At 42.7% G+C, this 19567-nt stretch carries 23 protein-coding genes; 3 read left to right on the top strand and 20 right to left on the bottom strand.

Annotation, left to right across the window (positions count from 1 at the left end):
* Window positions 1-102: 102 nt before the first annotated feature.
* From FD963_RS01650 to FD963_RS01630, 5 genes are all read right to left on the bottom strand, one after another.
* Complete coding sequence (locus tag FD963_RS01650; protein ID WP_215362657.1) at window positions 103-1335, bottom strand: hypothetical protein; 1233 nt, start codon at window positions 1333-1335, stop codon at window positions 103-105.
* A gap of 189 nt (window positions 1336-1524) precedes the next feature.
* Complete coding sequence (locus tag FD963_RS01645; RefSeq protein WP_215362656.1) at window positions 1525-2826, bottom strand: O-antigen ligase family protein; 1302 nt, start codon at window positions 2824-2826, stop codon at window positions 1525-1527.
* 106 nt (window positions 2827-2932) lie between these two features.
* Complete coding sequence (locus FD963_RS01640) at window positions 2933-3745, bottom strand: hypothetical protein (RefSeq protein ID WP_215362655.1); 813 nt, start codon at window positions 3743-3745, stop codon at window positions 2933-2935.
* Window positions 3703-4707 (bottom strand): hypothetical protein, encoded by a 1005-nt coding sequence (locus FD963_RS01635; protein ID WP_215362654.1) that lies wholly within the window; start codon window positions 4705-4707, stop codon window positions 3703-3705. Before FD963_RS01635 ends, FD963_RS01640 begins: the two co-directional genes overlap by 43 nt.
* Before the next feature lie 37 nt (window positions 4708-4744).
* Window positions 4745-5500 (bottom strand): glycosyltransferase family 2 protein, encoded by a 756-nt coding sequence (locus tag FD963_RS01630; RefSeq protein WP_215362653.1) that lies wholly within the window; start codon window positions 5498-5500, stop codon window positions 4745-4747.
* Between the two features lie 250 nt (window positions 5501-5750).
* Between FD963_RS01630 and FD963_RS01625 the strand changes: the two genes are divergently transcribed.
* Together FD963_RS01625 and FD963_RS01620 are read left to right on the top strand one after the other, a co-directional pair.
* Complete coding sequence (locus FD963_RS01625; protein ID WP_215362652.1) at window positions 5751-6821, top strand: glycosyltransferase family 10 domain-containing protein; 1071 nt, start codon at window positions 5751-5753, stop codon at window positions 6819-6821.
* Window positions 6818-7537, top strand: a complete 720-nt coding sequence (locus FD963_RS01620) for a hypothetical protein (protein ID WP_215362651.1) — start codon at window positions 6818-6820, stop codon at window positions 7535-7537. Before FD963_RS01625 ends, FD963_RS01620 begins: the two co-directional genes overlap by 4 nt.
* A gap of 40 nt (window positions 7538-7577) precedes the next feature.
* Here the strand turns inward: FD963_RS01620 and FD963_RS01615 are convergent, their stop codons facing one another.
* From FD963_RS01615 to FD963_RS01545, 15 genes are all read right to left on the bottom strand, one after another.
* Entirely contained in the window at window positions 7578-8561 is a 984-nt protein-coding gene (locus FD963_RS01615; protein ID WP_215362650.1) for a GDP-L-fucose synthase, read from the bottom strand.
* A 15-nt stretch (window positions 8562-8576) separates the two neighbouring features.
* Window positions 8577-9707: a GDP-mannose 4,6-dehydratase gene (gene gmd / locus FD963_RS01610; RefSeq protein ID WP_215362649.1), complete on the bottom strand. Its 1131-nt coding sequence runs from the start codon at window positions 9705-9707 to the stop codon at window positions 8577-8579.
* 65 nt (window positions 9708-9772) lie between these two features.
* Window positions 9773-11257 carry a mannose-1-phosphate guanylyltransferase/mannose-6-phosphate isomerase gene (locus FD963_RS01605; RefSeq protein ID WP_215362648.1) on the bottom strand — a complete coding sequence of 495 codons (1485 nt, stop codon included), beginning with the start codon at window positions 11255-11257 and terminating at the stop codon, window positions 9773-9775.
* 375 nt (window positions 11258-11632) lie between these two features.
* Window positions 11633-12148 (bottom strand): HPP family protein, encoded by a 516-nt coding sequence (locus FD963_RS01600; protein ID WP_251367257.1) that lies wholly within the window; start codon window positions 12146-12148, stop codon window positions 11633-11635.
* Between the two features lie 179 nt (window positions 12149-12327).
* Window positions 12328-12636: a high-potential iron-sulfur protein gene (locus FD963_RS01595; RefSeq protein ID WP_215362647.1), complete on the bottom strand. Its 309-nt coding sequence runs from the start codon at window positions 12634-12636 to the stop codon at window positions 12328-12330.
* Window positions 12637-12820: 184 nt separating this feature from the next.
* On the bottom strand, window positions 12821-13048 hold the full coding sequence (locus FD963_RS01590) for a hypothetical protein (RefSeq protein WP_215362646.1): 228 nt from the start codon (window positions 13046-13048) through the stop codon (window positions 12821-12823).
* Complete coding sequence (locus FD963_RS01585; protein ID WP_215362645.1) at window positions 13045-13983, bottom strand: hypothetical protein; 939 nt, start codon at window positions 13981-13983, stop codon at window positions 13045-13047. Before FD963_RS01585 ends, FD963_RS01590 begins: the two co-directional genes overlap by 4 nt.
* Before the next feature lie 4 nt (window positions 13984-13987).
* Window positions 13988-14791 (bottom strand): GTP cyclohydrolase I, encoded by an 804-nt coding sequence (gene folE, locus FD963_RS01580; protein ID WP_215362644.1) that lies wholly within the window; start codon window positions 14789-14791, stop codon window positions 13988-13990.
* 90 nt (window positions 14792-14881) lie between these two features.
* Complete coding sequence (locus FD963_RS01575) at window positions 14882-15253, bottom strand: MAPEG family protein (protein WP_215362643.1); 372 nt, start codon at window positions 15251-15253, stop codon at window positions 14882-14884.
* A 26-nt stretch (window positions 15254-15279) separates the two neighbouring features.
* Entirely contained in the window at window positions 15280-15912 is a 633-nt protein-coding gene (gene plsY, locus FD963_RS01570; RefSeq protein WP_215362642.1) for a glycerol-3-phosphate 1-O-acyltransferase PlsY, read from the bottom strand.
* 17 nt (window positions 15913-15929) lie between these two features.
* Window positions 15930-16853 (bottom strand): site-specific tyrosine recombinase XerD, encoded by a 924-nt coding sequence (gene xerD, locus FD963_RS01565; RefSeq protein WP_215362641.1) that lies wholly within the window; start codon window positions 16851-16853, stop codon window positions 15930-15932.
* A gap of 1 nt (window position 16854) precedes the next feature.
* Window positions 16855-17268, bottom strand: coding sequence for a type II toxin-antitoxin system PemK/MazF family toxin (locus tag FD963_RS01560; RefSeq protein WP_215362640.1), 414 nt, complete (start codon window positions 17266-17268; stop codon window positions 16855-16857).
* The gene (locus tag FD963_RS01555) at window positions 17265-17546 is read right to left on the bottom strand and encodes a hypothetical protein (protein ID WP_215364025.1); all 282 of its coding nucleotides are present in this window, start codon (window positions 17544-17546) and stop codon (window positions 17265-17267) included. The genes FD963_RS01560 and FD963_RS01555 overlap by 4 nt, the downstream gene beginning before the upstream one ends.
* Window positions 17547-17702: 156 nt before the next feature.
* Complete coding sequence (locus FD963_RS01550) at window positions 17703-17885, bottom strand: CopG family antitoxin (RefSeq protein WP_215362639.1); 183 nt, start codon at window positions 17883-17885, stop codon at window positions 17703-17705.
* A 16-nt stretch (window positions 17886-17901) separates the two neighbouring features.
* Window positions 17902-18387 carry a YajQ family cyclic di-GMP-binding protein gene (locus FD963_RS01545; RefSeq protein ID WP_215321476.1) on the bottom strand — a complete coding sequence of 162 codons (486 nt, stop codon included), beginning with the start codon at window positions 18385-18387 and terminating at the stop codon, window positions 17902-17904.
* Window positions 18388-18572: 185 nt separating this feature from the next.
* Between FD963_RS01545 and murB the strand changes: the two genes are divergently transcribed.
* Complete coding sequence (gene murB, locus FD963_RS01540) at window positions 18573-19562, top strand: UDP-N-acetylmuramate dehydrogenase (RefSeq protein ID WP_371818479.1); 990 nt, start codon at window positions 18573-18575, stop codon at window positions 19560-19562.
* Window positions 19563-19567 lie beyond the last annotated feature (5 nt).

Here is a 19567-nt window from a genome sequence, read left to right as displayed (position 1 = left end):
AAAAAATCAGACCTGGCACAACCTTAGAATCTTCGGTAACAACAAAGTTACCACTCAAGCCCGCTAATGCCCGATCCCGGGCACTAGTTTGCACGCGGACCTTCACTTAGCGCCACCGGTTTTAATGCTCGTCCACACGCGTTGACCTAAGAGCAACATGAGCACCAGGAAAAATCCGCCAGCCAATCCGCCTGCAACACTTTTGATCATGCCTTTTTTGCCACTACTAGTCGGCGCCGTATTAGCCTCTAAGCCCTTTGTAAAACGAGCTTGAATCATTAAAAGTTGTGAGCGGATTTGGTCTAAGATTTCTTTTTGTTTGGGGTCATCTTTGCCAATTTTGTCACGCAGATTTGCCTCAATTGCTAGGAGCTCTTTATCTAAAACTAAGCCGTCAAAGGTGGTTTCTATTTTAGGAAGCGCCTCATCGAGAAATAATTTGGTTAAAGAGATCTGAGCCAAGCGATCGTCCATCCTACTTAATGCTTCCTTGGACTGGTTAATATCATTATTTGCCGCAATAATTTGCGTAGTAATGGAGAGGTACTTGGCGCCAGATTCTTTAGGGTCTACTACTTGCTGACCAACACTAGAGTTACTAGGATAGCGCTTGTACAGCTCCTCCAAGGACTTCGCTCGCTGCTGCTGATAACCCATCTCAATTTGCGTACTGGTGATTTTTCTTTGAATTTCTCCCGCGGCACTGATAACTTCGCCCTCATAAGCATTTAGCATACTGCGTATCTGTAGATAAGCTCCTCCAGATCGCAAGAACTGGGCAGCCACTCTCACTGCGTCTATTGCACCCTCTTTAGTGGAGCCACTAGCGTTGACGGCCACACTCAAGATCGTTGTGCTAGCGCCATCAAATTCTTTACTGATTCCCGCCAGATCCTTAGTATCCGCCTTTGAAAGAGCGTAACTCGGTATTGCATTTTTTTGCCACCACTGATCATTAGAAAGGGTGCGATAAAGCCCGGCTTGGCCCTCGGGTGCCTTACCGTCTTCCACTATTTGAGCAGCTAAATTAGGCAGACTTTTTTGAATTACCTTCCAGGACAGTAGATCGAGCCCATAGGTGTTGGTGTTGGTGTTGGTGTTGGTGTTGGTGTTGGTGTTGGTGTTGGTGTTGGTGTTGGTGTTGGTGTTATTGAGGAGCACGTATTCCGCAGAATAACTCCCCAAGACAAACCAGCCCGCTAAACCCAATGCAGCACCGACTAGAGCTGCAATGACGAGCTTTTTCCAAAAAACAGTCAGAAAATTGACTATGTCTAGAAAAGAGATTTCATGGTCGCCATTTAGCTCTGGAGACGCAGATGCGTTATCACTCATGGATAGGCTTTGTAGTGACTAAGATTGACGGGTAATTAATGGTTTTGACTTTTTGCAATTGACCTCCATTATAACTTTTTGCATTAATTTAGGGCAATATTTACGCCTTATTCTGACGCCTAGGCTAATAACCCTTATGAATCTTGTAACCCTAAAAATAGATTCATTTTTTCATTGCCCAGGCATGCATTAATTGGATTTATGGTTAACCCTTAAAGCTAGGCTAGCAGTTAATACGATCCAAAAAAGGAGTGGGTCAAAGTTTCCATTATTTGATACTTCGGTAGTACACCATAGCAAGAGTGTCGATAAAAGCACCCATCTTCCAAGATTTTTCCATGGCGCGGTTGAATCACGAGCCAGTTGTAGCGCCAAAATCAAAGCAACCAGAACTAATGCGATGCCAGGCAATCCTAATCCAAGAGCTAGATCCAACCAGCCGCTGTGGGCATGAGTTAAGTGCACACTTGCTTCTGGCCATTTTTTATTTACCAATGGCCCAAAAGAATTTTCAATCAGCCCATACCCCAAGAGATTTTCTTGAAAAAGTTTTATACCTACCAATCCCCAGGCAATCCTCTCATAATTGGTTGCAGACACAGGCTTACCTAGCTCATTGAGTGGGTAGCCCTTTTCTCCATTAAATTTCCATTCTTGGTAACGATCTAGTTGAACTGCAATTTTGGAGTCTGCAGCAAAGCTAGCCCAAGAATCATTTTGTTGAATATGCTTGTACCCCACAAAACCCACTCCAATAAGTATAAGAGCAATAATTCCCACCTTGATTGGAGTCCAGTGTTTCTTGATCAAGACCGCCATCATCAATAAAAAAAGTATGAAAAGTAGTGCCTCGTAAACAAATCCATTTTTTATATTTTGGCCATAAAAGACAAAAGATACCGCGGCAATAGAGGCGCCATAGATAAATAACTGAGCCCAGTTAATCCGCTTTTCTTGCAATAAAGTGAGTATTTGCCCCAAAGCAACTGCAAGGGTGGGTAAGCAAAAAACCACATAATCTGTTTTTGGCACGTAAAAGAGCTGGGAACCTGGATAGACCTTTAGAAAGAGGGGAACTGATTCAAGTCCAAAGATGCTTTGGCCATAATAGGTGAGAGTCCATTTCAACAAATAGATCAAGGTGGGCATCAATAGACCTAAATAGATCAACAGCCATGCCCATTTTTTTATTCTCTCGGTATTGTTTGCGATCGATAGCCCCAGACCCAACGCAAAAATGACAGCGAGCAATGCTCTTTTCCAGATACCCTTGAATTCGATCAACTGCACAACTGGATTTTGAGACAGAAAAAGTAAATGAAAGCTTGCCCATATAAAAAGCATTCCGACAAGCCAAATCGGTAGAGCCACTTTGTTAAGTAATAGGAATCGATATTGATAGCTCACATACAAACCTAGGGCCGCACCAATTACTAGGGATGTATTTCTCCAGGCGGCGATCTCGGGCAAGATCCAGACTGAGTAGAGCATAACGAAAGTTACGCACTGTAAAAAAATGATCCCTATTGGGATTTGAATAGAGTGGGTTACATCGAACGGTTTGGAAGTTATTTTTTGGGTCATCGCTAATTAAAAATCATGAAAAAAAGTTTGTCAGTGAATAGCGCTTTTTAAACCACCTCCAACTACGTCTCCGGGGAAAATTTTCGTGCAAGTAGTTTCCATGTTTGTAGGTTGCCCTTAAGAGCTGATTTTCCCTCATCCACGAATCTACTCGCTTTTCAAAAAGCTCGCCTGCAAATTTAGGATAACGTTCAGAAGCGGCATTGTAGTACTCATAGATTTTCTGCTTGTAGTCTACCGTCCGAATTAAATACATCTGATCTGAAAATCCATATCCATAAAAGCAATTCTCATATTCACTTTCAGACTCTTCCCTAATGGATTTAAAGTTATTTGTCCATGCAAGATTAAAAACTGCCACATTCGGATTATCTTCAAGCACTTTTATCCCTTGAGCTAACCAATCTTGAGGAGTGCCCTTGACTACAGTTGCATCTCCTGAAAAGTGCAACAGATATTTGGTATCACAAAGGTAAATAGAAACTAACTCAGCTATGGAATAGTAGTAGCCAACGCCTAATTTCTCTTTACTCAGATTGAAATAGGATAAAGCCTGCTCTGCATACTCCTCAACCAAAATCCAGCTGTCAATGGTGCCCTTCGCTACTAGTTGATTGGCAACCTGAATCACTTCTTGTTCATTCTTTACATTATTAATATACAAAACTCTGTTACTTACTAAATCGCCACAACGATCGATTGTTCGCTCAAGAAAAGGGGTCTTCATAATAAGATCCCAGTCCTTTTCCCAAACTTTAGTTTCAAATGTCACATCCATTGAATTTATCTCGATGATGTCAGTTTGCAATTTATCTGCTTCGCCCACCGCGCCATGGTCAATTGATTGCAGAGCTCTAGGCGATTCATTCGTCGCGCAAATTTACTCGTCCCAAAAATAGAATTCCAGGTAGCCTCGTAATTATCTTGAACATTACGAATAATTTCAGGCAACTCGTCCAGCGTTCCCCAGATGATAAATTCAGCATAACGGATGAGCTCTTTGTATGGTGCAAGCTCACTGATAACTATTACACCTGATCTTAGGGCAGGAAGTACACGCAGCTCTTCAAGGGTATCGTGGTGATCAGTCTGACGAATATTTACCAAAATACGTGTGCGCGCATAAAGCTCTTCCACATCCGAATACCATGTGCGAATATTTTGAATGGGAATTTCTTTAGAGCGCATTACTTCTAAAAAATTCTTGCGACGGGGTTCCTCTGCATTACCAAAATTAGTAATAGTAATAAAGTTACGTCTTCTAGCATCGCTTGAAGCACTATTTAATTTATATAGTGCGGGACTTAGATAAAGCACCTTATCCCTAAGATTGCTAAATTTTGCGGCGCCTTGGATGTTGACTAAATTAATTCGACTGTATTCAACAATAAAGTCAAACTTTTTCATTGACTCATATTTGCTTAGTCTTGCGAGATATGTCATAGAGGAAGAGACGCCTGGAATAAGCAACGCTCCAGCTTCGAATCCCTCGCTGTCTCTGCCCCCCGGCTTTACCAGAGTATGCTCAACCTGAACAAAAATGCTGTAGCAAGGAGCCACAAAGCGAAATAAGATCGGCGGATGAACTCTTAAAAAAAAGATACTTCGCCGACTGATATTGGGAAGTTCTTTTAAAAGCCCATCCTTAATATAAGAGCAGTAATCAAAAATATTCTTATCAAATTGAGATTCGCACACCAAATAGGCATTACCAATAGCTTGGTAGCTTAATTTTTTCTTACTAAAAGAATTGAAGAAAAATATTAGTATGGAAATGACTAACTTCATATTTAAATGTCTATGACTTTAGCGAGGCAAGCTATGCTTAAAGTAAATCTTTATTGGCTTGGTAAAAATTTTCATAGGGGTATTGAATTTCATCAGGCAGAATTTTCTTGACTCGCTTATCAAACATACCTTTATAGCCACCAAACCAAATATCTTGATACTTCTTCGTTTTAATAAACTCGCGATTAAATTTAGACGCTGTTCTAATGCCCTTCGTATATCCACCATCGGTAATATCAGAATGGACGTTGTCAATATTTCCAATATCAAATGATGGAATTTCATTATCAAAAGTTTCATGGTATCGCCAGTAAAAATCTCCATCCTCTTCACCGAGCCCCAATAAGCGCTCATCAAAAAACCCAACTTTTGTAAGCTCCTCTTTTGACACCACAAAGTGAGAAAAACTGCCATTAATTGTGAATGTTTTATTGGGAACACTGTTCAACACGGCCTCAAATTGGTCGAAGAATGAATTTTCTACATGAGGATCAATACCCAAATCATCATTCAGAATCAAAACTCGATCATTTGAACTCGTTAGCACGCCTCGATTCCACAATTTAGCCAAGGATTGAAAGCTAGGAAACATGGTTGGATATACCGATTGGGTTGAAGCCATTAACTCCAACACGGAAGAACGGAACGCAGGATCAAATTCAGCCTTTGCCGGCCCATTAACCATCACTATTACTTCAACATTAGGCCTTAGTTGCTTGATTGACAGCAGCAATGGCTTAAAAAAAGCCTCAAACCGTTTATCAAACGTAGTAATTACAATGGAATAATTCATCTAGCATTCTCTATACAAATTAAAGTCATGGAAAAGGGTCTAAATCTAGCATCCTTACACGGTAACCATTATCGCACCCGCCCCACAATCTTTTACAAATAATTTAAGTAATTAAGCCATCAATTTAATGAGTCCGATACACCCCTCCGCTCAACTGAAGATTGGCTTAATACTTATTTAAAAGTACACTTAGTGCGTTATTGCGATGAAAATTTCATCATTCGCCTGCCCTTCATAGAACTCATCAATCATGCTGCTTTTATCCCAATTAATGCATAGCCTCAGGAAATCTAGGCAGAAGCGCATTCTGAGTATTGAGAACGCGGAAAAAGAGCTTCGAGAAGCAATTTTTCAAAGAGAGTACGAAGGCACCTTTTCTCCAGAAAATAAAACCAAGGTTTATATCCATCAAACTGGGTTTAAATTTCAATTTACCCGTTTTTATCAATCATCCATAAATAAAGAATTTGATTTCTTTCTGGTAAATGAAGCCAAGGATGCAGAGGTAGTTGTCTTTATTAATGCAATTGAAAATGGTATAGCGCGACCAGAGCAAAAGATCATTCTTTTTTATCATGAGCCCGAAGCATACAAACACCTATATCAATCTACCATAGCGGATGAACTTCTATCGCTTCACAAGATGGTGATCATCAGTCAAATTGACAATATCAACAAATTAATCAAGAGCGAGTCAGGTGCCGATGTCTCCGATCGCATCACACACCTACGAACCATACCTCATGTTCATTTTCATCATATGGCATCAGCCGAAGAGCTGAACACCATTAAACCCGGTAGAAAAAAACTCATTTGCTCGGTGGTCTCAGGATTTAATGGAGTGCCAGGCTATGAAGATAGAAGAAGATTTTTAGAGGGGGTTTCCAAGTCGACTCCCCAGTTTGATATCTTCGGTCGATATAGCAAGTCAATACAAAGTCTCCCGACTTACCGAGGCTATGCAGCTAGCAAATACAAAACCCTTTCACAATACCGCTACAACCTAGCAATTGAAAACTCTGTCGAAGATTGGTACATATCCGAAAAAATATTTGACTCATTACTATGTGGGTGTATGCCAATTTATTATGGCAGTGAAAAAATATTTGACTTACTTCCAAGTGAATGGTTTCACTTTCTTCCAGATCTAAGCCCAAAAAGTATTAAGCTGGCAAATAATCTAGTGCATACCGACTCATATCTTGGCGTCGCAGAAAATCGCGAGAAAATTGCAAAGGAAATTGATGAGAAATTTTCTTTTTATCAAAAACTAGAGAACGTTGTAAGAAATCATGCTTATTTTAAGATTTCAGCGTCATGAAAAATATCCCTGTACTAATAACTTCTGTAGCTCAACCAAATGCGCCATTTGTTGAATTAAATGACCCCGCTGAGAGAATTAATGCCACTATAAAGTCCCTTGAGCAATGGGCACTAATCTCACCAGGCCAAGAGATTGTTATTTGTGATGGATCAGGTTATGACTTTCAGGGGTTAATTAATAAAACCCCTCTTTTAAAGACTCTCAACCTTGAAGTAATGCATTTTATTAATGATATTGAGATGGTAAAACACAGAGGCAAAGGATATGGGGAGGGAGAGATCATTGCCTATGCTCTGAATCATTCAGAGATATTGAAAAAGTGCAACACATTCTCTAAATGTACAGCAAAGTACTGGGTAAGTAATTTTCAGGAATGTGCTGATAGCCACCAAAAAAATATTAGCATCGAGAAACAGTACGACTCCAGGTACTCATTTAACTATCAAGCTTGTGACACTCGGTTCTACGTCGTAGAAAAAGATTTTTATTTAAAAAAATTATTAAACAGTCATAAAAACAGCAATGACTTTCAATCTTACTTTTTAGAACATGCTTTTGCTAAAGACATCATTCTTAGTAAAGTTACTGGGACTGAATTTAAAATTAAGCCTCTGGTTTATGGCATCTCTGGATCAACTGGACAATTTACCGAATCTCATCCAGAGAGTATAAGAAAAAAAATGGTGAGGCAATTTAGAAGAAATTTTAGCTAATAGAATAGTTAAGATGCTATTACCAACATCATCAGCATTGCTAATTCAGTGCTTTCTCGTTAGCTTGCATTGCTCTATAAGCCTCAGATAGGCCGCTCTCTAGATCTACTAATGGAATCCATCCAAGATTCCTCAACCTAGAGGAGTCCATCCACTTTCGTGGTGCCCCATCAGGCTTACTTGGATCAAAGCTGATCTTGCCTTGATATCCCGTTGCTTTAGCTACAGCAGTTGCTAACTCAGCAATAGTGATATCACTACCAAATCCTACGTTAATATGACTCTGCATAGGCTCAGTATGTTGGTCATAGGTGGATTTATCTAAATTCATCACAAAGACAGAGGCGGCAGCCATGTCATCCACATAGAGAAACTCGCGTCTTGGGGTTCCAGTTCCCCAGATTACAACCTCAGGAGCGTTACCTGCTTTAGCTTCATGAAATCTTCTAATTAAAGCTGGAATCACATGACTGTTCTCTGGGTGATAGTTATCACCCGGTCCATAGAGATTGGTCGGCATTACTGAGCGGTAATCAATTCCATGGCTATCACCATATTGACGGTTGTAACTCTCGCACATCTTAATACCAGCAATTTTGGCAATGGCATAGGGCTCATTCGTTGGCTCTAACTTACCAGTGAGAAGAGCGTCTTCACTCATCGGTTGCGGTGCTAATTTAGGATAGATACAACTTGAACCCAAGAAAAGCAGCCTTTTTACACCGCTGACAAAGGCTTGATGGATAACATTTGCCTCCATCATGAGGTTTTGATAAATAAATTCTGCGGGAAAGGTATTGTTCGCATGAATACCACCAACCTTCGCGGCAGCTAAATACACTTGATCGGGCTTCTCTTCCTCAAAGAATGCTTGTACAGCAGCTTGATTAGTTAAATCAAGTTCAGCATGTGTTCTGGTGACTATATTGGTATAGCCCTTAGCTTGCAGATTACGCACAATTGCCGAGCCGACCATACCTCGATGACCAGCTACATAAATCTTTTGCTTTAAATCTGTTGGCATGTATTAATCTTCTCTTTAATTCTCTTTACCAACTGCAACCGAGTAACCATGCTTACTTAGTAGGGCATGTTGCTTAGCTTGATCCAAATCATTGGCAACCATTTCTACGATCATTTGATCGAGGGTAATTTCTGGCACCCAACCGAGTTTTGTTTTTGCCTTAGTAGGATCGCCTAAGAGTGTTTCTACTTCGGTAGGACGGTAGTAACGCGGATCAATTTGAACAATGACATCACCCACTTTTAAGGCTGGGGCTTTATCACCTTCAATGCTAGCGACAATCGCCTTCTCATTCTCAGCTTTGCCCTCGAACTTGAGAGTAATACCCAACTGTTTAGCGCTACGGGTAATAAATTCACGCACAGTGAACTGCACTCCAGTAGCAATCACAAAGTCTTCTGGCTTATCTTGTTGAAGCATTAGCCATTGCATGCGCACATAGTCTTTAGCATGGCCCCAGTCACGCAGGGCATCGATATTACCCATGTATAAGCATTTCTCAAGGCCCTGGGCAATATTGGCAAGACCGCGGGTTACCTTACGAGTCACAAAGGTTTCACCACGGCGCTTAGACTCATGATTAAACAAGATGCCGTTACACGCATATATGCCATATGCCTCACGATAGTTCACTGTAATCCAGTAGGCATACATCTTGGCAACTGCATATGGACTTCTAGGATAAAAGGGTGTTGTTTCTTTTTGCGGGATTTCTTGTACTAAGCCGTAGAGCTCGGAAGTAGAGGCCTGATAAAAACGGGTTTTCTTTTCTAGACCAAGAATGCGGATAGCCTCAAGCATTCTGAGTGGGCCCATGGCATCCACATCAGCGGTGTATTCAGGGGACTCAAAAGAAACGGCAACATGTGATTGAGCGCCCAAGTTATAAATCTCATCAGGCTGACACTCCTGAATGATGCGCACCAAGTTACTGGTGTCAGTCAAATCACCGTAATGCAAAATCAAATCCGGATGATTGATGTGTGGATCTTGATAGATATGATCGATACGCTCGGTATTAAAAGAAGAGGCACGACGCTTAATGCCGTGAACAATGTAGCCTTTTTCCAATAGGAACTCTGCAAGATAAGAACCGTCTTGGCCTGTAATACCCGTGATTAAGGCTACTTTTTGTGATGCGCCCATACTCTTCTCGCTTTTATGCCGTTTATCTTAGAACCGTAATTTTACTTGTAGTTTCTAATAGAATTTTAATTGCGCCCGTAGGTATCCTCAAAGCGCACGATGTCATCTTCGCCAAGATAGCTGCCCGATTGAACCTCAATGATTTCTAAAGGTTCATTTCCAGGGTTGGCCAATCTATGTGTTTGCCCCTGAGGAATGTAAGTACTTTGATTTTCAGTCAGCGTAATGACTTGATCGCCATTGGTAATCTCCGCTGTACCCTTCACCACAATCCAATGCTCAGCTCGGTGGTGATGCATTTGCAATGACAGGCTGGCTCCTGGCTTTACCTGAATACGCTTTACCTTAAAGCGCTCACCTTCATCCACACTGTCATACCAGCCCCATGGTCTTGCCACTTTACGGTGTAGATTCTTTTCTTCTCTACCCTGAGCCTCTAATTGCGTCACAATATTTTTAACGTCTTGGCTATTTTTTCTATCAGCAATTAATACTGCATCAGCTGTTTCAACAATCACTAGATTTTCTATACCAACAACACTGACCAATCTACTGCTAGCGTGCACTAATGAGTTTTTAGAATTCGTGATTAAAGTATCACCGCTAGTCACATTGCCATCTTGATCTTGCCGACCCACTTGCCAGACTGCCTCCCATGCACCTAGATCATTCCAGCCGGCATCTAGCTCAACCATTTTGATCGGAAATTGCGATTGTGGGCATTTTTCAATCACGGCATAGTCAATAGACTCACTTGGAATAGCTTTAAATTCTTCTTTGCCAGGACGAATGAATCCTACGCCACCGGAAGCATCTTCTGATTTTGCCTGCCAAGCCTTATGTGATGCCTCACTAATGTCAGGCCTAAATTCTGCTAAAGCGGCTAGCCAAGTGCTCGCCTTCAAAACAAACATACCGCTATTCCAAAGATAGGAGCCTTCGGCTAGATAGGCCTGTGCAGTCTTGCTATCGGGCTTCTCCACGAATCTCTTCACCTCGTAAGCATTATTTAAGTCTTTGCTATCTGCACGCTGAATATAGCCATAACCCGTTTCTGGCGCAGTTGGAGTAATGCCCAAAATTGCAATCGAGTTTGGTGAAGCTTCCACAGACTGGATGGAATCTTGCAGTGCTTTCGTAAAAGCCTTTTGATTTTTAATGGTTTGATCTGCGGGCGTAATGATCAAGATGGGATCTTCACCATTTGATAATTGCTGCGCACAGAGTGCCGCCATACTTAAAGCAGGCGCCGTATTTCTTCCAATGGGCTCTAGTATCAATTTAGCTTTGATCAATTGCATTTCGCGCAATTGATCCAAAACTAAGAATCGATGATCTTCGTTGGTGACGACTAGGGTGTCACCTAATCTGATCTTGCTGTTGCTGTCATTGCCAACAGAATTAATTCGCTCTACTGCTTGCTGAAATAAGCTCTGAGAAGAACCATCGCCCGATAAAACTAAAAACTGCTTAGGGAACCCCGAGCGCGATAAAGGCCAAAGTCTGGTGCCTGACCCACCGCAAAGGATGACTGGGATAACTAAAGCCATTTGTCTATCGAAAGCCTTTTTATTTGAACAAGATTCATTTTATAGGCTTTAGCTGCCTACAAAGTGCCAATTATTTATTAAAATTATTCAGGCGCACAATAGGAGACGCTATTACGCGCTGGAATGTAAAACTATAAATAAGGAGTCAAAATGACAGCAGGCAACATACCTAAAATTAACCTTCGCAACTCACTGACAGAGTGTGGTCAATCTATTCGCAAAGAAAATGCGGGTAAATACCAAAACTATGGAATTAAGGACTGCAAGGCCTCTATAGCAGCTGGGCGCATCCAATAGATCCTTCTGCGTTTTAAAAAGGGGCTATTGCCCCTTTTTTATTACCCCCCGCTCTTGAAGACCCCGATCACTGCGACCTTAGCTGGGCCTATTGGGATAGCGCTTACCAGTGAGATTGCTGTAAGCCGCTCCGGCCATCACCAACAGAATCGAATCGACCATTACCGGGAAAAAAGCATAGCGGAAGTGCAAAACATGGCCCAGCACCACAATTAAAGACACTGCGGCTGCTGGAGGATGCAAACACCTAAGAAAAAACATTCCCAAAATAGAAAGGCTAGCCGCTAAAGGCATAGCTATCAGAGGCTCCCCCACTAGATGGGCAATGCAAATGCCAACTAAGGCCGACAAGGTATTACCGGCGATGACGGCCCAGGGCTGAGCCATTGGACTGCCTGGCAAGACAAAGACCAATAAGGCGCTAGCCCCCAATGAAGCCATTAGCCATTCATCAATACCCCCAAGTTCTCCAAGATACTTGGCGGTAGTAAGCACCAACATCAGCCCAATAAAAACCCCAAAACCAGAGCGCACTCGCTCCACCATAGCCACTGGAGGCTGGTCGCCACCTAAATAAAAAGCGTAGCGCTGCAAATTCTTTTTGATACGGGCTTTCAGAGGAAATCTCCTAGGATAGTTTTTACCAAAAGGATACACCCCCTCAATCAGCAATTGACTGCAGGAATATAAAAAGCCACCCTAGGGTGGCTTTTTGTTGCCCCGTTTACACCAGGGCATCAATACACGATTGCTTGCAACTACTTGTTATCCAATTACGCCTTCTTAGCGTAAGCAGAGCACCAGCCTTTACCAGCAACTTGCTTGCCAGCAAACAATGAGCAACCGCCTGCAGCTGCGTCAGCTTTACCTTGGAACAATGCACAGTTGCTGCATTGTTGACCAGCAGCATACTTAGCGTACTTTGCTTTATCTACCTTGGAGGCATCAGCCTTATAGCCCAATGCAGCAGCTTGTGGATCAGTTTCTGCAACCATAGCTTGAGCTTGAACTTTACCGTTCAATGCCAAAGTACAGGCACCAGCAGCAGACAAAATCATAAATTGGCGACGACTATTTTTCATGGATTCTCCAAAAATAAATCAGTGATTAACTTGCACGCGCATTTCAAAACCATGCGCACCTTTGAAAACTAAGGGAGATCATAGTGGAGAAGATTTGCTGCTGCCACTCATGGCGTAAGTCAATGATTTATATAGAAATATAGATGAGAATTGTTCTCATAAAATCTCCTACTAAAAACGTCGATTAATTCCAGCCCTTAAGCTTCATGCAATTAATCCATTGACGGATGTGAACCCCCGAACCCACTTCGGGGTAATCCTCTTGGCATTCTTTGAGATCTCTGTTGTAAGTCGCTTTGTTATTTTTAGCGGGATTTTGGTTTTCGGAAGGGAATGTTGAACAAGCAGCAACACTCAATACAAATACGAGCAGCGAAATTCGTAAGTTGAGCTGCATGATCTTTGTAATCAATTTCTACCCTTATTAACTATCTTCATGTATGCCCCATGATCACCACACGCTCTATTGAACGCAACTGCTGCGATTGAATCTTTTGCACCAATCACACCGCTAGATTTTTCGCCTTGACCTTGAGTGGTTAAGGAAAAGGAATTTCCCTGGCACTTGGCTGTGAAAAAGTAATCCGCTTGTTTTGTTAAATCTTTACCTAAAACGTACGAGCTCAACCTCATTTGCCGAACATCTTTTTTTGAGTCGGTAATCGTTACTTCGTTATTAATGACTTCATAAAAGAGTGGGGACTGAGTATTCACTAACTCCAGGTCTGCCTCTTGCTTAGTAATGACAAGTTGCTTATTTTCTTTTTCATCAAAGATCTCTACAGGCGCCTTCTGGGATATTGGCGCTGGTAGTGAACCTTCTTGATAAAGGAAGTAATTAATATTTTGATCGTCAATGAACTTTCTACCGCAAAGACGGGAGCGCACATAAGCCATTGCGGTTCTTGGGGCAATCTTTACCCAGCCAGAGCCATTCACGGGCTTGATGTCGCCGACCAAAGGCCCCTTCGAGACAATATTCTGGGTATAAAAAGTTTCAGACCACTGATGATTAGTAAAGCAATCCACTTTTTGACGGAACGGACCAACCATAGTGGCGTTATAAGTTGCTAAATTACTTTTTTCTCTTGGTGCAATGAAGGCATCGTAGGTTAAAACGCCATCCTCATCCTCACTTAAGCTGTACGGGTCATAAAACCAGTTCTTGGTTTTAGATTCTGCAAGCAAAATCCAAGTGCGGTCTGTGTAATCTTTTTGATTTAACGGCGGAACATAAAAGAATGGAGATTCCACTTTTTCATCGGCAACAGATTGGTAACTCTGCAGCATCGGGCCCGCAGTGCAGCCCGCCATCAACAAAACAGTCAGAATAAGAAGCTTTTTCATTACCCTACTTACGATCAATCAAAGCCAAGAACTCTCTACGTAAATTAGAGTCTTTCAAGAAGGCTCCACGCATCACGCTGTTGATCATTTTCGAATCACGATCCTTAACACCACGCCACTGCATACAAAAGTGGTCCGCATCCATCACAACAGCCACGCCAACTGGCCTGATCTTTTTCTCAAGCATATCCGCCAGCTCTACAACAGCCTCTTCCTGAATTTGCGGACGACACATGACCCATTCAGTCAGTCTGGAGTACTTAGAGAGGCCAATTAAGGCGGAGTCTTTGCTTGGTAAAACACCAATCCATATACGACCCATGATTGGGCATAGATGATGAGAGCAAGCACTACGAACGGTAATGGGGCCAATAATCATGAGCTCATTTAAGCGGCTCACATTGGGGAACTTGGTTAAAGTGGGCTGATCAACATAACGCCCATTAAACACCTCCTGCACATACATCTTTGCTACACGACGACTCGTGTTTTGGGTATTGTGATCATTTTCAGTATCGATGACGAGGCTTTCTAAAACAGCCTGCATCTTCTCTGCTACCTCATCTACCAAACCCTCTAACTCGCCTGGCTTAATAAATGCCGAGATATTGTCATTCGCATGAAAGCGGGCTTTCTGAGCCTCAATGCGGCGACGAATCACTACTGACAATGGCAGCCCAGAATCATCTTTTGCAGATTCTTTTTTAGTAACTGCTACCTTTTTTGCTGCTGTTTTGGCTACAACCTTAGTCGGCAGTTTTTTTACTGCTACTGACTTTTTTGTTACAGCTGTTTTTTGCGTTGGCATAAAAATAATTTGTCTCGGTGTTAATGGTTTTAGATATGTTGATGAAATGCATTACGTTACTTAACTGGGCCCGAAATAGCCATTAGGTGTTTAAATCTGGAAAAATAATGCCACCACACAAATCATGCCAAACAGCCAAACGATGGATCTCGTGGTTGGCCAATTAGCGATATAGCAAATGAGATAGGCAATACGCGCAATCACAAATCCCATTGCCAGCAAATCAATTCTGTCCTGAGGGGCATTGGCAACTGCGGCAACGATCACTGCCGCAAAGAAGAGTGGCAAGGATTCAAATAGATTGGCTTGAGCGGCATTGGCTCTAGCTCTAAACCCAGTTTGCTTTGCCAGCCATTGCCGTGGCATCGCATTGTCGTAACCCTGAAAACCTTTTTTAGCAATGCCTGCTGCCACATAAGGCAAAAGACCCATGAAGAGAATGCAAGCGTAAGCAATAGTCATAAGAAGTACCGTTAGTTATTTTTTGGTTATGTTGGCGTCTTTTTAGAGCCAATACGACTCTCTTTGCCATTGAGTAAATTCTGAATGTTGCTTCGATGGCGCCAGATGAGTAATGCACAAACAACCAGAAGGGCTAAGCCCATCGGCTGAAAGCCGAATAAGAAAACAAAATAGATGGGGCCAAAGATTGCAGCAGCCAATGCCGCTAAAGAGGAGTAGCGCATAAACATCGCCACAATAATCCAAGTGCTCAGCGTAGCTAATCCCAAAATCCAATTGATGCCAAACAAAATACCGCAAGCAGTAGCAACACCTTTGCCGCCTTTAAATCCATGGAATACGGGGAAGAGATGGCCTAAAAATACTGCCAGAACAACTCCGCACAAAAGCCATGAGCTCATGGTGGAGGTCAGAGATTCATCTCCAAGCAATACTCGCGCCAGCATCACTGCAAAATAACCTTTCAGCGCATCACCAATCAGCGTTAAGACGGCGGCTAACTTATTACCAGTTCGTAGCACGTTGGTGGCACCGGGATTGCCAGAGCCATAGGAGTGAGGATCGGGTAAGCGCATGCACTTACTCACCACCACTGCAAAAGATATAGAGCCTATTAAGTAGGCAATCGGGATAAGCAAGAGATCGAGGGTTAATTCCATACCGCTATCTTAAACACTTATGAACCCCGGGGATGATGCTGCTGATGTATCGATTTGAGACGTTCACGGGCAACGTGGGTATAGATCTGGGTAGTAGAGATATCGGCATGACCCAAAAGGAGTTGTACCACCCTTAAATCCGCTCCATGATTAAGTAAATGGGTGGCAAATGCATGACGCAGGGTATGGGGTGATAGAGCCACCGGAATATTGGCCAATGTGGCATAGCGTTTAATCAGCGCCCAGAATGCTTGACGAGTTAAACCGGTACCAGTGTGGCGCCCTACAAATACGGCATCCGTTGTTTTACCTTCTAACAAAGGGGTACGCGCTTCCGCCAAGTAACGCCTTAACCACTGCCCTGCTTCGCCACCAAATGGCACTAAGCGTTCTTTACCGCCTTTACCATTCACTACTCTTACTACACCCTCATTCAAACCCAGAGCAACTGTTTTTAAAGAAACAATTTCAGATACGCGCAAACCACTGGCATACATTAATTCCAACATGGTGCGATCTCGCAGTCCTAATGGAGTTTCAATATCGGGCGCATTGAGTAATGCAGTGACTTGATCTTCACTTAGCGTCTTTGGAAAACGTAGCGCTTGTTTAGCAGCGCGCAATCCAATGCAGGGATCACTCTTCACTAAATTGATACGGAGTGCATGACGATAGAAGCGCTTAAATACCGTTAAGCGTCGATTAGCGGTAGTTGCCTTGTCAGCACGTCGGTGCGCTATGTAGGCCGTAAGATCTTTTTCAGTAACACCGTATAGATCGGCGCCAGAGTCTTTATGTAACCACTGAGCCAATAACAATAGGTCTCTACGGTATGCGGACAAGCTATTTTGAGCTAACCCATCCTCAAGCCAGCAAGCATCGCAGAAGCGCTCAATGGCCTCCTGGCTTATCACGGAGATTGGAGGTATATATTTTTTCATCCTATCGATTTGATGCTGCACGATAAGCCGCTTCAACAGCGCGAAGAATAGTTGCGTGCAAGGTGCCTAGCTTGGGTGTATTGCCATGCGGGCTTCTAGCGGGTACTTTGAAATAGCGCTCAGACCACGGCAGATCCACAATCACCTTGAAATCAAACTTTGTGTCGTAAGCCAATCCAGCTAGTGCGTAAGCAGCTGGATTCTTGGTCTGGGTTATTGCTACTTCGCCAGCTTTGAGCCTTGTCAGATTTTGGGATGTTCCATACACCACGCTGACCTGATTGCCATCATCCCTACGCTCGACACTCAGGACAATGGCTGGTCTGGGTTTGGGTCCTGGCTCACTATTAGGAACTTCTGGAAACAAACACCAAACGATATCGCCAGGTGCTGGCAACATCCAAGCCTGACTCATGCAAACAATACATCGCGTGCAAGCAGTTTTCCTTTTGGTAAGCGCTTGGCCGCATCCTTGCGCAATGCCAAGACTTGTTTTGCGGTCAACGGACCATCATCAGGGGCATAAGAGGGTAAAACATCAGTAGCAAATTTTGACAAGGCCATATGGATAACCTGCGTTTCATTGACATCGAGCTCTTTAGCAATTGCCTTAACCGTTGTTCGAGTCACGCCAAATTGGGTGTCTTTAGAGCGGAATTTGACCAACAGGTTTTCGTTTGAAGCTCTCATCATGGCACCTCGTTAATTTATATATATAAAATATATACTATTTTGGGTGTAATTGCAATCTTTACGCTCTCATTGAATAGATGGGATTTAACCCAAATCAACGACAAATTACGGATACCTGATTTAACTAATTTCTGGGTTCCTTCACCAAATAAAGTCCTATATCAATTTTCCAAATACCCCAACTTGAGACTTCATAGTCGCAGAGTGGGGTCTTAGATTTGGTGTTGCCACTCTTAATGCTTTATTTAAATCAAAATAATCAGAAGCATCATTCATTTCCCAAAACCGTCTTTCATCAAGTTCTGATTGAAATACAGGAATGGGTTTAAGTATCTTCATTGCACCAAGCCTCTTCTTAGTCACGGAAATTATTAAAGCCCAATGGCGCTTCTGTTACTTCTTTTTTAAGCAAGGCCATTGTTTCTTGTAAATCATCACGCTTTGCACCGGTGACACGTACCGCATCACCCTGAATACTGGCTTGCACTTTGAGCTTACTATCTTTAATGATGCGCACCACTTTTTTTGCCAAGTCAGAAGTGATTCCTTTTTGAATCTTCATCGTTTGCTTACGCTTATCACTGCCAATGGTTTCTGTTTTCTCATCTTTGAGATAACGTACGTCCACATTACGCTTGGCCATTTTGTTAATCAAGACATCACGCACTTGACCCAATTTAAAGTCGTCATCACCAAATAAGATTAATGCCTCATCTTTTTGTTCAACACGGCTATCAGAGCCCTTGAAGTCAAAACGATTGGTAATTTCTTTATTAGATTGCTCGATGGCATTTTTGAGCTCAACCATGTCGGGCTCACAAACTACGTCAAATGTTGGCATTTTTACTCCCTATGTTTTCTCGTAATTACTCTCGTAATCTTTACATTTTCTGGCTATTTTGGCGTCCATCGCAGATTTCTTGCTTCTTGTACTGCCAAAAAATATGCTCTGGATTCTTTTACGAATAAGATTGTGGCATGAACCGTGCTCAAAATGCGCCCCAACCCGCAAAATTGATCCCAAATTTGGGGTTGAAGCACCGCAACACCTTTGGCTTTGACACCAGCGCGGAACTGGCCTACGAAATTACCGCGCCCGAGCAAATTCCTGGAGTGATTGCAGAAGTTGCAGAAAAAAACCTGCCATGGCGGGTTTTAGGCGGGGGTAGCAATGTCATTCTCCCAAGCGCATTACCAGGTGCCACCCTCCTCATGAATATCGCTGGGCAAGAAATCATTTCCTCCGATGAAAAGGCAAGCTATCTAGCAGTTGGTGCTGGTGTTAACTGGCATGAACTCGTTGCTTGGACACTCGAGAATGATTTGCCTGGCCTAGAAAACTTAGCACTCATTCCCGGCACAGTTGGGGCAGCACCCATTCAAAATATCGGCGCCTATGGTGTTGAAATTGCAGATTACATTGATAGCATTGAAGTATTTGATGCAAAAGACCATGCCTTTGTCACTCTCCAAAATGAGGCATGCTACTTTGCTTACCGCGATAGCTACTTCAAGCAAAATCCCCACCGCTTTATCGTGACAAAGGTCGTTTTTAAGCTGCCTAAAGCTTGGCAGGCTCGCATCCACTATGCAGATCTTGCAAAGCAATTTTCTGAGAACTCCAACCCGAGTCCTGAAGATATCTTCTTAGCAGTATGTCGGGTGCGCACACATAAGCTGCCAGACCCCAAAGTGATTGGTAATGCTGGAAGTTTCTTTCAGAACCCTGTAATTCCTGTTGAGCAGTATGAAACTTTACTGAGAGCTCATACGAATCTAGTGTCTTATCCAGATGCAGCTGGTAAACGTAAGCTCGCAGCTGGTTGGCTTATCGATCAATGCGGCTTTAAGGGTCAACGCATGGGCTCGGTTGGTGTTTATGAACATCAAGCGCTTGTACTGGTTAACCATGGCGGTGGTACCGCTCAAGATATTTTAGGTTTAGCCAAATGCATTCAGGAAAAAGTGCACGACAAATTTGGTGTTAGCTTGCAGATTGAACCAAACATACTCTAGTCATA

It is taken from the genome of Polynucleobacter sp. JS-JIR-II-50 (assembly GCF_018687895.1).
GTDB lineage: Bacteria > Pseudomonadota > Gammaproteobacteria > Burkholderiales > Burkholderiaceae > Polynucleobacter.
Note: the sequence above shows the minus strand (reverse complement) of the source record. Positions and strands in the feature narration are given on the sequence as shown.

Coding starts and splice junctions, on each gene's coding strand:
- FD963_RS01625 (WP_215362652.1), top strand. CDS start 5,751: ATGCTGCTTTTATCCCAATTAATGCATAGCCTCAGGAAATCTAGGCAG.
- FD963_RS01635 (WP_215362654.1), bottom strand. CDS start 4,707: ATGAAGTTAGTCATTTCCATACTAATATTTTTCTTCAATTCTTTTAGT.
- FD963_RS01620 (WP_215362651.1), top strand. CDS start 6,818: ATGAAAAATATCCCTGTACTAATAACTTCTGTAGCTCAACCAAATGCG.
- FD963_RS01595 (WP_215362647.1), bottom strand. CDS start 12,636: ATGAAAAATAGTCGTCGCCAATTTATGATTTTGTCTGCTGCTGGTGCC.
- xerD (WP_215362641.1), bottom strand. CDS start 16,853: ATGAAAAAATATATACCTCCAATCTCCGTGATAAGCCAGGAGGCCATT.
- folE (WP_215362644.1), bottom strand. CDS start 14,791: ATGCCAACGCAAAAAACAGCTGTAACAAAAAAGTCAGTAGCAGTAAAA.
- FD963_RS01615 (WP_215362650.1), bottom strand. CDS start 8,561: ATGCCAACAGATTTAAAGCAAAAGATTTATGTAGCTGGTCATCGAGGT.
- gmd (WP_215362649.1), bottom strand. CDS start 9,707: ATGGGCGCATCACAAAAAGTAGCCTTAATCACGGGTATTACAGGCCAA.
- FD963_RS01585 (WP_215362645.1), bottom strand. CDS start 13,983: ATGAAAAAGCTTCTTATTCTGACTGTTTTGTTGATGGCGGGCTGCACT.
- FD963_RS01605 (WP_215362648.1), bottom strand. CDS start 11,257: ATGGCTTTAGTTATCCCAGTCATCCTTTGCGGTGGGTCAGGCACCAGA.
- FD963_RS01650 (WP_215362657.1), bottom strand. CDS start 1,335: ATGAGTGATAACGCATCTGCGTCTCCAGAGCTAAATGGCGACCATGAA.
- plsY (WP_215362642.1), bottom strand. CDS start 15,912: ATGGAATTAACCCTCGATCTCTTGCTTATCCCGATTGCCTACTTAATA.
- FD963_RS01630 (WP_215362653.1), bottom strand. CDS start 5,500: ATGAATTATTCCATTGTAATTACTACGTTTGATAAACGGTTTGAGGCT.
- FD963_RS01575 (WP_215362643.1), bottom strand. CDS start 15,253: ATGACTATTGCTTACGCTTGCATTCTCTTCATGGGTCTTTTGCCTTAT.
- FD963_RS01545 (WP_215321476.1), bottom strand. CDS start 18,387: ATGCCAACATTTGACGTAGTTTGTGAGCCCGACATGGTTGAGCTCAAA.
- FD963_RS01645 (WP_215362656.1), bottom strand. CDS start 2,826: ATGCTCTACTCAGTCTGGATCTTGCCCGAGATCGCCGCCTGGAGAAAT.
- FD963_RS01555 (WP_215364025.1), bottom strand. CDS start 17,546: ATGATGAGAGCTTCAAACGAAAACCTGTTGGTCAAATTCCGCTCTAAA.
- FD963_RS01550 (WP_215362639.1), bottom strand. CDS start 17,885: ATGAAGATACTTAAACCCATTCCTGTATTTCAATCAGAACTTGATGAA.
- FD963_RS01560 (WP_215362640.1), bottom strand. CDS start 17,268: ATGAGTCAGGCTTGGATGTTGCCAGCACCTGGCGATATCGTTTGGTGT.